Source organism: Bradyrhizobium sp. JHI2711 (assembly GCF_056156565.1).
Genome location: NZ_JBPZPT010000003.1, coordinates 510,863 through 525,833, shown reverse-complemented (window position 1 = coordinate 525,833; position 14,971 = coordinate 510,863). Strand labels below are relative to the sequence as shown.

13 protein-coding genes are annotated in these 14,971 nt (G+C 64.0%); 6 read left to right on the top strand and 7 right to left on the bottom strand.

The window, feature by feature from the left end:
- Position 1: 1 nt before the first annotated feature.
- Positions 2-301: a winged helix-turn-helix domain-containing protein gene (locus ACTEK7_RS24755; protein WP_225147353.1), complete on the top strand. Its 300-nt coding sequence runs from the start codon at positions 2-4 to the stop codon at positions 299-301.
- A 194-nt stretch (positions 302-495) separates the two neighbouring features.
- Here ACTEK7_RS24755 and ACTEK7_RS24750 read toward each other — a convergent pair whose 3' ends face one another.
- The gene (locus tag ACTEK7_RS24750) at positions 496-975 is read right to left on the bottom strand and encodes a hypothetical protein (protein WP_225147354.1); all 480 of its coding nucleotides are present in this window, start codon (positions 973-975) and stop codon (positions 496-498) included.
- 199 nt (positions 976-1,174) lie between these two features.
- On the bottom strand, positions 1,175-3,094 hold the full coding sequence (locus ACTEK7_RS24745) for an ATP-binding protein (RefSeq protein WP_225147355.1): 1,920 nt from the start codon (positions 3,092-3,094) through the stop codon (positions 1,175-1,177).
- Positions 3,095-3,473: 379 nt separating this feature from the next.
- Here ACTEK7_RS24745 and purD point away from each other — a divergent pair, with 379 nt between their 5' ends.
- On the top strand, positions 3,474-4,757 hold the full coding sequence (purD, locus tag ACTEK7_RS24740; protein WP_225147356.1) for a phosphoribosylamine--glycine ligase: 1,284 nt from the start codon (positions 3,474-3,476) through the stop codon (positions 4,755-4,757).
- A gap of 203 nt (positions 4,758-4,960) precedes the next feature.
- The gene (locus ACTEK7_RS24735) at positions 4,961-5,863 is read left to right on the top strand and encodes an alpha/beta fold hydrolase (protein ID WP_225147357.1); all 903 of its coding nucleotides are present in this window, start codon (positions 4,961-4,963) and stop codon (positions 5,861-5,863) included.
- Between the two features lie 104 nt (positions 5,864-5,967).
- Here ACTEK7_RS24735 and tadA read toward each other — a convergent pair whose 3' ends face one another.
- Positions 5,968-6,426 (bottom strand): tRNA adenosine(34) deaminase TadA, encoded by a 459-nt coding sequence (gene tadA, locus ACTEK7_RS24730; protein WP_225147358.1) that lies wholly within the window; start codon positions 6,424-6,426, stop codon positions 5,968-5,970.
- Positions 6,427-6,543: 117 nt separating this feature from the next.
- Between tadA and ACTEK7_RS24725 the strand changes: the two genes are divergently transcribed.
- Both ACTEK7_RS24725 and rsmD read left to right on the top strand, forming a co-directional pair.
- Positions 6,544-8,550: a pseudouridine synthase gene (locus ACTEK7_RS24725; protein ID WP_225147359.1), complete on the top strand. Its 2,007-nt coding sequence runs from the start codon at positions 6,544-6,546 to the stop codon at positions 8,548-8,550.
- 2 nt (positions 8,551-8,552) lie between these two features.
- On the top strand, positions 8,553-9,110 hold the full coding sequence (rsmD, locus tag ACTEK7_RS24720; protein WP_225147360.1) for a 16S rRNA (guanine(966)-N(2))-methyltransferase RsmD: 558 nt from the start codon (positions 8,553-8,555) through the stop codon (positions 9,108-9,110).
- An 82-nt stretch (positions 9,111-9,192) separates the two neighbouring features.
- Here the strand turns inward: rsmD and mutL are convergent, their stop codons facing one another.
- Complete coding sequence (mutL, locus tag ACTEK7_RS24715; protein WP_225147361.1) at positions 9,193-11,007, bottom strand: DNA mismatch repair endonuclease MutL; 1,815 nt, start codon at positions 11,005-11,007, stop codon at positions 9,193-9,195.
- 317 nt (positions 11,008-11,324) lie between these two features.
- On the opposite strand from mutL, the gene ACTEK7_RS24710 reads away from it, so the two are divergent.
- A complete protein-coding gene (locus tag ACTEK7_RS24710; RefSeq protein ID WP_036027161.1) occupies positions 11,325-11,633 on the top strand; it encodes a hypothetical protein in 309 nt (102 codons plus the stop codon).
- Positions 11,634-11,689: 56 nt separating this feature from the next.
- Here ACTEK7_RS24710 and arfB read toward each other — a convergent pair whose 3' ends face one another.
- The 3 genes from arfB to ACTEK7_RS24695 all read right to left on the bottom strand — a co-directional run bounded on the left by arfB (position 11,690) and on the right by ACTEK7_RS24695 (position 14,964).
- Positions 11,690-12,106 (bottom strand): alternative ribosome rescue aminoacyl-tRNA hydrolase ArfB, encoded by a 417-nt coding sequence (arfB, locus tag ACTEK7_RS24705; RefSeq protein ID WP_027575820.1) that lies wholly within the window; start codon positions 12,104-12,106, stop codon positions 11,690-11,692.
- A 99-nt stretch (positions 12,107-12,205) separates the two neighbouring features.
- Positions 12,206-13,573 (bottom strand): M16 family metallopeptidase, encoded by a 1,368-nt coding sequence (locus tag ACTEK7_RS24700; protein WP_036009252.1) that lies wholly within the window; start codon positions 13,571-13,573, stop codon positions 12,206-12,208.
- Positions 13,570-14,964 (bottom strand): M16 family metallopeptidase, encoded by a 1,395-nt coding sequence (locus ACTEK7_RS24695; RefSeq protein ID WP_370057809.1) that lies wholly within the window; start codon positions 14,962-14,964, stop codon positions 13,570-13,572. Before ACTEK7_RS24695 ends, ACTEK7_RS24700 begins: the two co-directional genes overlap by 4 nt.
- Between the last annotated feature and the right edge of the window lie 7 nt (positions 14,965-14,971).

Genomic DNA, 14,971 nt, shown 5'->3' with positions numbered 1-14,971 from the left:
AATGGCCGAGCTCGACGACATCATCCACCAGCCGCTGCGCCTGAAGATCATGGCCGCGCTGAACGCCCTGCCTGCGGAGGTGGGGCTGGAATTCGTCCGCCTGAAGAAGCTCACCGGCGCCACGGACGGCAATCTCGGCGCGCATATCGAGACGCTTGCGAAGGCGGGATACGTGTCGGTGGACAAGGCTTTCGTCGGCAAGAAGCCGCAGACCACGGTGACCGCCACAGCAGCGGGCCGCGGGGCGTTTGCGCGGCATGTGGCGACGTTGCAGGAGATCATCGCGGGGAGGCAGGTGTAGGCTGCGCCGTGATTTCCGGGCATGCTGCTTCACCCTCTCCATATCGGTGTCAACGGATGGGCTTTCCTATCATCCATTGGGGCGGGATTGTATTCGTATTCAGAGTAAAGAAGTCGGACTGCGATTGTGTGCGGCCTCCCCATGGTAAGTGGGAATCGTATCTTGTTATAAAGCTGATGGTCGCCTCTTCGAACTTAGTCGCCCCGGCGAAGGAGAACATTCTCTTCAGTGGACATGTGTATGACGTTGACTCGAGTGGTCCAAGCGTCGCTTTTGCCGTTTGACGCCGTGATCGACAGTTGCTCAAGGCCCGATTTCGCATCGGTCTTCATTTTTTCGAATCCGCAAAGAATCTCCAAATGGCTAAGGGAAAAGAACGCGCTCTTATTTGTCACCGTGAAAGGAACGTCAAACGCGTTGCCTGAGGATGGAAAACCCGGAACGAAAACTGGCGCAACTGGCCAAGGCGGCCCTCCCTCAATCTGGTACACAGAGGCAACAAAACCGACAGTTCCGACAATTAACGTTCCGACTAAGTATTCGGTCACTCGAATCCAAGTCGGACGATCTTTTCTCAAGCCTCCCGATCGGATCGGGGGCTGAGCTCGTGCTGCTTGGGCTACAGCACGTTTTGCAGCCTTCTTAGCAAGATATGCTTCGCTTCTCTTTTTCACTGAGCGCTCCTCCGCGGATTACAGCTCGCAGGATGGGTTGAGCCATTGCGAAACCCATCGCTTTCGCATTCCCGCTCTCTGTCTTCGCGGCTATCGTACGGCTGCAAGTGACGATGAAGTGCGGATGGCGTCCAGTCGGCTAGCATTACGGACGCTTCGAGAGATAGGTGTGATGGGTTTCGCAATGGCTGAACCCGTCCTACGGGCTACGGGCTGATTGCGCCACAGCAGCAATGTCAAACTCAGAAAACCGAGCGAAAATTTCTTCAATCTCAGCGAACGGCGAATATGCCATTCGTTGGGCAGCTTTGACGAAAGCGTTTTTGAAGCGCCCGAAATCCAGGCCGCAGTGCTTGGTTGAACAGAATATCTGCAAGATCGGTCGCCCCGGCACCTTATTCTTCCAGCTACCGTCTGCAAGACTGTTTTCCAAATCCGCCATGGTCTGGCGAACGAAGACGGCAATGTCGTCGGCAAAGAGAGCTTCGTTGATCCTCAATCTTTCTGACGCAGCTTCCGCCTCAAAGAGGACTACAAGTTCCTCTGTCGTCTTCCCCTGGCTGCCCTTGGGCATCAAATCGACGTTTCCTGCCCGGTCACGGAAATGAGCGCTCACCACCAGCGCCGCAGCGTAAGACAAGATCTCTCGCGCTATCGACTTTAGACGTTCGTCTATGGCGGCTGGATCACGGAGCCAAGAGCGCTCCGATGCTTCTGTCTCGAAAGGCTCAAACATGTGGGCGATCACTTCCGCATCCAAGAAATAGTTCTCCAAGTGATAACGTTTCAACACCTGCATACGGCCACCGGACAGTTCGATGAGTCTTTCCAAATCTCGGCTAGGAGGCACCGCATCCGCGTCGCAAAGCATGAAGAAACTCACGCCCCAAATCGTTTTCTTAAGAATCAAGTCATTCAGTGATCCAAACGATTGAATGAACCCCTTTCCTCCACTTGGGACTAGCACGAGGTCGGGAAACCTTCCCCTCAGCATTGCTCCATACGTCTGCTTGTCCAAGCTGCCATGCTGCCCCTCGATAAGGACGATTTTCTTACCAAGCGCCACAATGCCGATGGATTGCCCGACCAACCGCAATGCTTGGTGAGTATCATCGTTCTCGGTGACGCGGATCGCTTGATTGATCGGAGGCTGTTTTGGTGGGGCGATGAAGATCACTGAATTATCGAGAGAGGCAGAGATGATCTCAGCTGAGTGGGTGCAGAAAATGAACTGATTGCGAGTACCCGCAGTGCGCAGTGTCTGGATCAAGCGATAGCTAAGTTCTGGGTGCAAATGTAGCTCGGGTTCGTCAAAAACGACAATGCAATCAGATGGATTCCGCAGCAGAAAATCGAAGACGATATTGACGACCTCTCGCTCTCCGGAGCTAAGAGATGTTATTGGAAAGCTCTGCCCTTCGTGTTCGTAAAACAACTGCGACTTTTTCGGGTCGGGCTCTTCTAATTGCTTCGGTGACAAGAGGCGAGCGAACGCCTCTTTGAAAGGCACCAAGGGATCAGGAAACTCGTCCGGGTTGACCAGGATGCCGTTTATCGGACCATGCTGCTCGGCAGGTGCAGACCCAAGGAGCCGAGCACGCATTTGCTCTTCAACGTAAAGAGAAATGTTTTCTCGTCGGCTACGCACCTTTCTGAAAATTGAATGCACTGTGTCGTTAAATCGGTTGCTCAGTGTATTGAAGCCGTAGTTCCAGCCAACATCCTCAAGAAAAGGATCAGCGAAGTCCCAACTAAATTGATAGGGTTGAATGTTTGTTATCTTTCTGTCGCTTTCAAAATTGAGCAAGCTGCTCTTGGTGTCAGCCCGCTTTCGTCCACTGCGCTGCAGGAATATTCGAAGTCGGTCGGCATCGTGCGAGCTTCTTGTATCGAGGTGTGTTTTGCCCCATTCGGCGCGCTCAGTTTCGGAAGTGGCCTCAACTACAATCCAATTCTGGTCGTTGGATGAGGGGTTCTGAAATTGATTTAACAGCCATTGGAGGAAACGACTCTTTCCGACGCCGTTCGGACCTGCGAGGACCACCACATCAGAAAGACTATCTGCTTCAACTAACTTGACGGGTTGAATGTTCTCCGCGTGAAACGCGATTAGTCTCATGATCTCTCCCCAAATCTTGCTTCAGTATGCTTGATTCGACGTGCAATGGGGATGATTATACACTTATTGCGAGTGCTCGCCTCCGTTATCGCAAGCTGTTTGCTCACGGCGACCAACGTAAGGAATCCCCGCGATTTTGCGGTATGCATGGTGGCTAGATAACGGCCTCTGTTACAAATTGATCTAACGTTCGTTGGCTGCGTTGAGCATCGGCAAGGTCGCGATTCCGCCGAAGGCACTTGTAGCCCGAGTGAATGCCGGCTCCTTCCTAGGTCGGTGGGCCTTGAATCACGGGGAGTTCGGGGCAACACCCCCTTCACACCCACCCCGATTCGTGCGACCTCCGCCCCCAGCAAAAACCCCTCATCCTGAGCCTTCGATGCACATTCTCCTGCTCGGTTCCGGCGGCCGCGAACATGCTCTGGCGTGGAAGATCGCGGCCTCTCCCCTGGTGACCAAATTCTGGTGCGCGCCCGGCAATGCCGGCATCGCCAGGGAGGCGGAATGCGTGGCGCTCGATGTCGCCGACCATGGCGCCGTGATCGACTTCTGCAAGCAGAACGTGGTCGAGCTCGTGGTGGTCGGGCCGGAGACGCCGCTGGCGGCCGGCATCGTCGATGATCTCACCAAAGCCGGCATCAAGGCGTTCGGCCCGAGCAAGGTGGCGGCCCAGCTCGAAAGCTCCAAGGGGTTCACCAAGGCGCTGTGCACCGAGTTCGGCATTCCGACCGGCGCCTACAAGCGATTCACCAATGCCGATGACGCGCGCGCCTATGTGCAGAGCCAGGGCGCGCCGATCGTGGTCAAGGCCGACGGCCTTGCCGCCGGCAAGGGCGTCGTCGTTGCGAAAACCGTGCGCGAGGCCGAGGACGCCATCGCCATGATGTTCGAGGGCGCCTTCGGCGAGGCCGGCGCTGAGGTCGTGATCGAGGAGTTTCTGCCCGGCCGCGAGATCAGCTTCTTTGCGCTGTGCGACGGCGAGACGGCGATCCCGCTCGCCTCCGCCCAGGACCACAAGCGCGTGTTCGACCACGACGTCGGCCCGAACACCGGCGGCATGGGCGCCTATTCGCCGACGCCGCTGGTCACGCCCGCCATCCACGACGCGATCATGGCCAAAATCATCCTGCCGACGGTCGCTGGCATGAAGCAGCGCGGCACGCCGTTCCGCGGCGTGCTCTATGCCGGCATCATGCTGACGACACAGGGGCCAAAGCTGTTCGAGTTCAACGTGCGCTTCGGCGATCCCGAGTGCCAGGTCTTGATGCTGCGCATGATGAGCGACATCGTGCCGGCGCTGCTCGCCGCCTGCGACGGGGAGCTGAAGCATTTCGACCTGCGCTGGCACAAGGAATCCGCGCTGACCGTGGTGATGGCGGCGAAGGGCTATCCCGGCGACTATCAGAAGGGCACGCGCATTGGCGGGCTGGAGGAGGCGGCCAAGGTCGACACCGTCGAGATCTTCCACGCCGGCACGGTGGCCAAGGACGGCGCGATCCTCGCCAATGGCGGCCGCGTGCTCAATGTCTGCGCGCTGGGGGCGACCGTGACGGAAGCGCAGGCGCGCGCCTATCAGGCCGTCGACCGCATCGACTGGCCGGACGGCTTCTGCCGCCGCGACATCGGCTGGCAGGCGGTGGAGGCGGAAAAGGCCAAAAATTAGCGCGTCATTCCCGGGACGGCGCGTAAAAGCGCCGATCCGGAATCGCGAGGTTCGCGTCACCGCGCCGCCACATCTACACTCCAGAATATGCAATCGTCTGTTGGGGTTAGTTGCCCCGATGATAATACCGGTACTGTGCATGGGGTTGTTTTCGACACTTTTTGTCGAGCGGCCCCGCGACCGGCCAACAAGGATGCAAAAAGATGTCCGATCTCGCCGACCTCTATCCGGGCTTTGCCGCCGAATGGATCGACACCTCGTTCGGCCGCATCTTCGCCCGCGTCGGCGGCAAGGGCCCGCCGCTGCTGCTCCTGCACGGCTTCTCCGAGACCCACGTGATGTGGCACCAGGTGGCGCCCGAGCTCGCGGAAGCGTTCACGCTGATCATCGCCGATCTGCCGGGCTACGGTTGGTCCGACATGCCCGCGAGCGATGCGCTGCACATCCCCTACTCTAAGCGCGCCATGGCGAAAGCCATGGTCGAGGTGATGGAGCGCCTCGGCCACGTGCACTTCGCGCTCGCCGGCCACGACCGCGGCGGCCGCGTGTCGTATCGCCTCGCGCTCGACCATCCCGGCCGGCTGTCGAAGCTCGCCGTGCTCGATATCCTGCCGACCTATAATTACTGGGAGCGGATGAACCGCGCCTACGCCTTGAAGATCTATCACTGGACCTTCCTGGCGCAGCCCTATCCGCTGCCGGAGACGCTGATCGCAGGCCAAGGCGAGTTCTTCCTGCGCTTCAAGATGGCGAGCCAGACCAAGTCGAAGACGCTGGACGCGATCGACCCGCGCGCGCTCGAGCACTACCTCGCCCCGTTCCGCGATCCCGCCCGCATCCACGCGATGTGCGAGGATTACCGCGCCGGCGCCTATTTCGACTACGACCTCGACAAGGCCGATTTCGAGGCCGGCAAGAAGATCACCATTCCGATGCTGGCGCTGTGGGGCAATGCCGGCATCGCCCAGGCCGCCGCGACGCCGCTGGAGACGTGGACACAATGGGCCACCAACGTCGACGGCATGCCGGTGGATTCGGGGCACTTCCTCACGGAGGAGAATCCCGATGTGACAGCGAGGGCGCTGCGCGAGTTCTTCTTGGCCTGACGATCTTGTAGCCCGGATGGAGCGCAGCGAAATCCGGGATTCTCTCCTCGCCGCGAGACTGTCCCGGATTGCGCTTCGCTCCATCCGGGCTACGCGACTCCAACCTACCGCCGCTCGCGAAAGAACTCCTTCAGCAGCCGCGCCGCCTCGCTCTCGCCGACGCCGGAATAGACGTCCGGCGCGTGGTGGCAGGTCGGCGAGGCAAAGAACCGCACACCCGAGTCCACCGCGCCGCCCTTGGGGTCGGCCGCGCCGTAATAGAGCCGCCTCACCCTTGCAAACGAGATCGCGCCCGCACACATGGTGCAGGGCTCCAGCGTCACGTAGAGGTCGCAGTCGACCAGGCGCTCGCTGCCGATCTTCGCGGCGGCCGCGCGCAGCGCGATGATCTCGGCATGGGCGGTCGGATCATGGTCGGTCAGCGTCCGGTTGGCGCCGGTGGCGATCACCTCGTGATCGCGGACCACCACGCAGCCAACAGGAACTTCGCCCGATTTTCCGGCAGTTTCAGCCGCCAGAAGCGCCAAATCCATGAAAGAAGGGGCTTTCATGCCTCGTATCATCGCCAGAAACCTGCTACTAGCTCCGCCTTCAGCAAGAGTGGATACCGATTTTGCCTGAGCATGCGGCTCGCAGCGAGCGCGCACAATGCTCGCGCCACCCCTTAAGTGAGATTAGTCATGCCTCGCGACAGCGACAAAGACAACGATTCCCGCGGCCGGCGAGGCCCGGCCAAAGGCCGTAGCGGCAAGCCGCGCGGGCCAGAGAAGAAATTCGCCAAGCGCGGCTTCGAGGGCAAGGGCGAGGGTAAGCGCGAGCGCGACAGCCGCCCGCCCCGTGGCGACCGTGACAGCCGTCCATTCCGCCGCCGCGAGGAAGGTGACGCACCGCGCCGCGATTTCAGTGACCGTCCCCGCTTCAAGCGCGACGACCGCGGCAGCGAGGGGCGCGGCGAGCGCAGCTTCAAGCCGCGCGGCGATCGTCCGTCATTTGGTCGTGACGATCGTCCGCCGCGCAGGGATCGCGACGATGCACGCTCGGCCGGCCGCTCCAGCGACAGGAAGTTCGGCGACAAGAAGCCCTACGCGCCGCGCGGCGACCGTCCAGAGCGCAAGTTCGACGGCGAACGGAAATTTTCGCGAGGCGGGCCGGATCGCGGACGCGACCGTGGGGATCGCCAACGCGACCGCGGGCCGCGCGAGGACCGTGGCGAACGCAGCTTCAAGCCGCGCGGCGACCGCCCGAATTTCGATCGCGGTGATCGCGCACCACGCGGTGATCGCCCGCGCAAGAGCTTCGACAAGGATTTCGGCGGCCGTGATCGCGGCGACGAGAAGCCCTGGCGTCAGCGCGACGATCGCCGTGAGGGCGGCCGTGGCGATGACCGTCCGCGTTTCTCTCGTTCGCGCGACGACCGCGCATCCGGTGACCGCCCGTTCCGCGAGCGGCCGACATTCGATCGGCCCCGTGACCGCGACAGCGAACGCGGTGACCGTCCGAAGTTCGATCGCCCACGCCAGCGCCCCGAAGGCCGCATGGACTGGCAGGAGCATCCGCGCAATGAGGGCCGCTTCCGCGATCGTCCGCGCCGCGACAACGAGGACGACAGCAGGATTTTCGAGAAGCGTCCCGCCTTCGGCGGCCGCGGCGCCTATCGCGAGCGCGATCGTGATTTCGGGGGCCGGCCGCGCCGCGACGAGGCGCCGAAGCCGAAGAAGGCCGGCGAGCGCATCGCCAAGGTGCTGGCTCGCGCCGGGCTTGCCTCGCGCCGCGATGCCGAGGAGATGGTCACGCAGGGCCGCGTCACCGTGAATGGCCGCGTGATCAACTCGCCGGCGCTCGACGTCACCAAGAACGACGTCGTCATGGTCGACGGCAAGCCGTTGCCGGAGCGCGAGCGCACGCGGCTTTTCCTCTACCACAAGCCGCGCGGGCTGATGACGACGCATGACGACCCCGAGGGCCGTCCGACCGTGTTCGACAATCTGCCCGAAGGCCTGCCGCGCCTGATCAGCGTCGGCCGGCTCGACTTCAACACCGAGGGCTTGCTGCTGCTCACCAACGATGGCGGCCTCGCGCGCACGCTCGAGCTGCCCGACACCGGCTGGCTGCGCCGCTACCGCGTCCGCGCCCATGGCGACGTCACCCAGGCGCAGCTCGACCAGCTCAAGAACGGCATCGAGATCGAGGGCGTCAAGTATGGTCCGATCGAGGCCACGCTGGAGCGCGACCAGGGCGCCAATGTCTGGCTGGTGTTCGCGATCCGCGAGGGCAAGAACCGCGAGGTGCGCAATGTCTGCGCCCATCTCGGCCTCGAGGTGAACCGGCTGATCCGCGTCTCCTACGGCCCGTTCCAGCTCGGCGAGATTCCGGAAGGCCAGGTCGAGGAGATCCGCGCGCGCGTGCTGCGCGAGCAGCTCGGCGACAAGGTGATCGAGAAGTCGGGCGCGCAGTTCGACGCGCCCTCGAAGTCATCTTCGCGCGTCGACGACGCGACCAGCGAGAAGAAGCCCGCCAGCAAGCGCGCGGTGATCAGCGACCGCAAGGGCCGCCGCGTACTGGTGCAGCGCACCGGCAGCGAGGAGGCGCGCGAGCGCAACGAGATGGAGGCGAGCGGCTACGGCCCGCCGCGCCGTCCCAAGCGCGGCTATCACGGCAAGCGTGACCTGACGCCGCGGGAGGATTGACGTTGCGCGTCGTCGGCGGTCGTTTGAAGGGGCGCAATCTCGCCTCACCGTCTTCGCGTGACATCCGCCCGACGGCGGACCGGTTGCGCGAGTCCGTGTTCAACATCCTCGTTCACGCCTATGACGATCCGATTGCGGATGCGCGCGTGCTCGATCTCTTCGCCGGCACCGGCGCGCTCGGCATCGAGGCGGCCTCGCGCGGGGCGAAGTTCACGCTGTTCGTGGACAACGGCGCGGAGGCGCGTGCGCTGTTGCGCAACAATGTCGAGGCGCTCGGCCTCGGCGGCGTCACCAAGGTGTATCGCCGCGATGCGACCGATCTCGGCCCCGCGCATCCCGTCGAGCCGTTCTCGCTGGTGTTCCTCGATCCGCCCTATGGCAAGGGCTTTGCCGAGAAGGCGCTCGCGAGCCTTCGCGACGGCGGCTGGCTCACGCCCGGCGCGCTGCTCGTGGTGGAAGAGGCGAAGGCCGCGCAGTTCGTGACGCCTGAAGGTTTCGAGGAGCTGGAGCGGCGCGCCTATGACGACACGGAGTTTGTGTTCTTGCGTAGGGCGGATTAGCAAAGCGTAATCCGCCACTGTCTCTCACTGCGGACGCAGAAGAGGTGGATTACGCCTTCGGCTAATCCACCCTACGGCACCGTCACCGCCGCCCGAACAGCTTCTCCACGTCGCTCAGCTTCAGCTCGACATAGGTCGGCCGGCCGTGATTGCACTGGCCGGAGTTCGGCGTGTCCTCCATCTCGCGGAGCAGCGCGTTCATCTCCTCCGGCCGCAGCCGGCGGCCGGCGCGCACCGAGCCGTGGCAGGCCATGGTGGCGGCGACGTGCATCAGGCGGCGTTCGAGCGGCAGCGCCTCGTCCCATTCGGCCATGTGCTCGGAAAGATCGCGCAACAGGCCGCCGGCATTGGTCTTGCCGAGCAGCGACGGCGTCTCGCGCACCGCGACCGCGCCGGGGCCGAAGGATTCGATGGCAAGGCCGAACGATGCCAGCTCCTCGCTGCGCTCCAGCAGGCGCTCCACAGTGGCCTCATCCATCTCGACGATCTCGGGGATCAGCAGGATCTGCCGCTGCACGCCGTTGGCGGCGAGCGAGGCCTTCAGCCGCTCGTAGACGATGCGCTCATGCGCGGCGTGCTGGTCGACGATGATCAGGCCGTCGCGGGTCTGCGAGACGATGTAGGTCTCGTGGATCTGCGTGCGCGCCGCGCCGAGCGGGCGATCGACGAGATCGCCGGCGGGTTGGCTCTCGATCCGCACGTCAGCACTGGGCGCGCCGACGTCGAAGGCAGCCTGCGCACGCTCGGCGAAGGCGGGCGCGGCGGCGCCTTCGAACGACGGCATCGGCGCCACCGGGGCGGCTGGCGAGGCGCGCCAGTCCCAGCTTGCCGGACGTGGCGGCGTGAAGGCTGGGCGGAACGAGGACAGCGCGCTCTCGCCGCTATTGGCGGCGGTGCGGCGGCCCTCGCGCGCCAGCGCTTCCTTCAAGCCATGCACGATCAGCGCGCGGACGAGGCCGGCATTGCGGAAGCGCACCTCGGTCTTGGCCGGATGCACATTGGCATCGACCTCGCGCGGATCGAGCGTGACGAACAGCGCAAGCACCGGATGGCGGTCGCGCGGCAGATAGTCGGAATAGGCCGCGCGCACGGCGCCGAGAATGAGCTTGTCGCGCACCGGCCGGCCGTTGACGAAGAGATATTGGCCGAGTGCGTTGGCCTTGGTCAGCGCGGGAGCCGCAGCATAGCCGGCGACCACGACGCCCTCGCGCTCGGCATGGACCTCGATGGCGTGGCTGCGGAACTCGGCGCCGAGGATGTCGCCAAGCCGAGTCAGCCGTCCGGCCGCGCCGGGCAGCGCCGCGGTCCAGGTCACCGGTGCGCGCTCCTCGCCGGCGAGCGTGAAGGCGATGTCGGGCCGCGCCATCGCGAGGCGCCGTACCACTTCGCGGATGGCTTCCGCTTCGGTGCGGTCAGTTTTCAGAAACTTGAGCCGCGCCGGCGTCGCGTAGAAGAGGTCGCCAACCTCGACGCGCGTGCCATGCGCCAGCGCCGCCGGCATGATCCCGGACTTCTCGCCGCCCTCGACCGACAACGCCCAGGCGTGCGGCTCGCTGGCGTGCCGCGTGGTGATGGAGAGGCGCGCCACCGAGCCGATTGAGGGCAGGGCCTCGCCGCGAAACCCGAGGGTGCGGATCTGCAGCAGGTCCTCGTCGTCGAGCTTGGAGGTGGCATGGCGCTCGACGGCGAGCGCAAGGTCTTTTGCGATCATGCCGCTGCCGTCGTCGGTGATGCCGATTCGCCGCCGCCCGCCGCCGTCGGTGAAGACGTCGATGCGGCTCGCGCCGGCATCGATAGCGTTCTCGACCAGCTCCTTGACCACGCTCGCCGGACGTTCGACCACCTCGCCGGCGGCGATGCGGTTGACGACCTGTTCTGGCAGCTGGCGGACGGGCATGAGGCTCACTCGGCGAATATTCTCAAGTCTAATGCCGCGCAGCGACAAATGCATGGGTCAGGTCGAGCTTCCCACACCCGAAATGGGGGACATTTTCGGCGCGCGTCGTCCGTCGGGAATGCTTGGCATGTTCCGCGCCGCCGCATATGAGGAGCACAATTCCGCGAAAGCGCCGCGAAAACCCTAAACGATCACCACACGACGCGGCTTGCATCACACCGCGCCGTTCGAACTCTCTTCGCGATGAACCGGTCCGGTGCAGGCGAACGGTGCAGAAGGCAGCCGAACGGTTCATCGCGACATTCCAGGAGAAATGGATGAAGTTGGTGAAGACCTCTGCGATCGCTTGCGCTCTCGCGGCCCTCGTTGCAACGCCCGTTCTCGCCCAAGGCACCTCGTCTGGGACGAGGCCTGGCGGCACCGTACAAAGCAAGCCCATGCAAGGCGGCGCGTCAGGCAGCGAGGATGAGGATCTCGGTGCACAGCAGGGCGCAGCCGGCGAGAAGGTCGGCATGAAGTCGGGCAAAGGCACGAAGGGGTCCGTCGGGACCACCGGCAGCGCGACGCGCAAGGGCACCGCAGACGATGCGGCGACCGGCGGTGCTGCCGCCGGCAAGCGCTACTGACGCCAGCTCGCGAACGGCAAATCTCCGGTCGCTCGCGCGACCGGAGGTTTTTCGCATCAATCGTCGAAGCTCCGGCCGCGGCCGGCCTTGATGTCGCTGCGGCGTTTCTTGCCCTCGAGCCGGCGCTGCTTGGAGGCGAAGGTCGGCCGCGTCGCACGGCGAGGCGTCGGCCGGACCATGGCCTCCTTGAGGATCTCGACGAGACGGTCGATGGCATCCTGACGGTTGCGCTCCTGAGTGCGAAAGCGCTGAGCGTGGATCACGATCACGCCGTCCTTGGTCATGCGCTGGCCGGCAATGCGGGCAAGGCGCAGCGCCGCGTCCTCGGGCAAGGTCAGCTTGCGCGTGTCGAAGCGCAGCTGCGCGGAGGTCGCGACCTTGTTGACGTTCTGCCCGCCCGGGCCGGAGGCGCGGACAAAGCCGATCTCGATGTCGTCCTCGTCGATGACGAGATCGCGGGATATCCGCAGCATGCTGGCACCATTCGTGATGTCAGGACATACCGCGGACATCCGTCGTCAGCAATGGCGCTGCCGTGAAACGCAAATGGCCGGAAACGTCGAGAAAAGAGATCAGTTCGACTTCGTCGCCGGTGCAGCCGCCGGTTGCACGGCGGCCTGCGGGGCCCGGCCGACGACGACGGTCAGCAGCCCCTGGCCCCAGAGCCGCTTGGCGGCCGCCTTGGCATCGTCCAGCGTCACGGCGTCGACGATGGCGTTGCGCTTCTCGATATAGTCGATCGGCAGCTTGTCTTGCTGATATTGCAGCAGCGCCTGTGCCAGCTTGGACGAGGTGTCGAGCGCCAGCATCTGCGAGCCCTTGAGATAGGACTTGGCCTCATCGAGCTCCTTCTGCGTCGGGCCCTCCTCGGCGATGCGGCGCACCTCCTGTTCGATGGCCTCGATGGTGTCGCCGGCGCGGTCGGCGCGGGTGCCGGTATTGCCGATGAAAATCGCCGAGTGCTGCATCCAGAGCAGCGACTCGTACACCGAATAGGCCAGTCCGCGCTTCTCGCGCACCTCGCGATAGAGCCGGGACGATAGGCCGCCGCCGCCGAGGATGTGGTTGACGACGTAGGCCGCCATGAAGCTCGGATCACTCCGCTTCACGCCGGGTCCGCCGAAGGTGATCACCGTCTGCGGCACGTCGAGGGTCACGAAGGCGCGTTGCGGCGGCTTTGCAGCCTCGACGTCGGGAACTGGCGTCAGATTGGCTTTGGCGGGCAGGCTGCCGAAGGTGTGGTCGAGCAGCTTTCCGAGCGTAGCCGGATCGACGTCGCCGACGACCGCAATCTTGAGGCCATCCCTGGCGAGGACACGGCCGACATAATTCCTCAGGTCGGCAATTGTGATGGTCGGCACGCTGTCGAGGTTGCCGTTGCTCTGCCGGCTGTAGGGGTGATCGCCGAACGCGAGCTCCAGAAACTTGCGGCTCGCCAGCGAGGTCGGATTGGTGGTCTCGCGGCGCAGGCCCGAGATGACCTGCGAGCGGATGCGTTCGACGTCGGCCGTGTCGAAATGCGGCGAGGTCAGCGCCATCCTGAGCAGGTCGAAGGCCTCGTCCTTGTTGTCGCGCAGCATGCGAAGGCTGCCCCGGAGGGTGTCGCGGGTGGCGTTGAAGGACAGCTCGATGGCGCGGCGGTCGAGCCGTTCATGGAACGTCTTGGAATCGAGATCGCCTGAGCCTTCGTCGAGGAGAGAGCCGACCAGATTGGCAACGCCCGGCTTGTCCTTGGGGTCCTCCGCCGAGCCCCCGGCGAAGGAATATTCCATGGCAATCAGCGGCACGGTTGCGTCCTGCACGAACCAGGCTTCGATGCCGCCCGGCGAGATCAGGTGCTGGATCTTTGCGGCGGCCTGCGACGGCGAGACCGCAGAGAATGCGAGGACCGCGCCGGCGGCAACGGAGAATGCAATGCGGCGAACGAAGGAATAGGTCACGAGCGCTTCTCCTCGCGCTTGGCGGTTGCAGTGTCCTTGATCAGGTAGCCCGTCACCGAGCGCTTCTTCTCGAGCCATTTCTGCGCAACGGCGCGAACCTGCTCGGCGGTGACGGCGCGGATGCGATCGGGCCAGCTCCTGATGTCCTCGATCGACAGGCCGGTGGTCAGCGCGCCGCCGTACCAGCGCGCCAGCACAGCCTGGTTGTCCTGGGCGTAGATCGCTTCGGCAATGAGCTGGGTTTTGACCCGCTCCAGATCCTCGGCGCGGATCGGGTTCTGCGCGACGTTGGCGAGGACCCCGTCGACCGCCTGCTCGACCTCCGAAAAACTGACGCCGGGTTTCGGTGCAGCCGAGATCGCGAACTGGGTCGGGTCGAGCGAGATGCTCGAATAGCTGGCGCTGGCGGAGACCGCGAGCGGCTTGTCGACCACGAGGGCACGGTAGAGATAGGAATTGCTGCCGCTGCCGATCAGCTGCGCCAGCACATCGAGGGCCGCGCTCTCGCCGGCCGCGGCCGTGGTCGCCGAGGGCACGAGATAATAGCGCCGCATGTTCGGCTGCTCGACGCGCGGGTCGGCCAGCGTGACGGTGCGCGGGGCGGCGGGCTCCGGCTCCTGCGGACGAACGCGCCGCGCCGGGATCGCGGGCTGCGCGGGGATCGAGCCGAAATTGCGCTCGACCAGCGGGCGGATTTCGGCGGCGTCGACGTCGCCGGCGATCACCAGGATCGCGTTGTTCGGCGCGTAGAAGCGACGATAGAAGGCGAGCGCATCCTCGCGATCGAGCTTCTCGATCTCCTGATGCCAGCCGATCACCGGCCGCCCGTAGGGATGGTTGAGATAGAGCGCGGCCATGATCTGCTCGTTCAACCGCGCATCCGGATTGTTGGCGACGCGCATGTTGTACTCTTCGAGCACGACGTCGCGCTCGGGCAGCACGTTCTCGTCCTTGAGGACGAGGCCTGTCATGCGGTCGGCCTCGAACTCCATCATGGTCGGCAGCTGCTCTTTCGGCACGCGCTGATAGTAGTTGGTGTAGTCGACCGAGGTCGAAGCGTTCTCGTTGCCGCCGACACGCAGCACGGTCTGGGAGAATTCGCCTGCCGGATGCTTCGCGGTGCCCTTGAACATCAGGTGCTCGAGGAAGTGCGCGAGGCCGGACTTGCCGGGCGTCTCATCGGCCGAGCCGACTTTGTACCAGATCATCTCGGTGACAACGGGGGTGCGGCGGTCCGGGATCACCACGACCTGCATGCCGTTGGCGAGCGTGAAGCTGGCGGGCGGAGCCGATGTCACCGTGGTCTGGGCAAGGGCGGCGCCGGCCGAAAGGACACTCGTCGAAAGCAGCGCGGCAAGGAGGCAGGCAGCCGATCGGTAAGAGGACATCATGATCCCT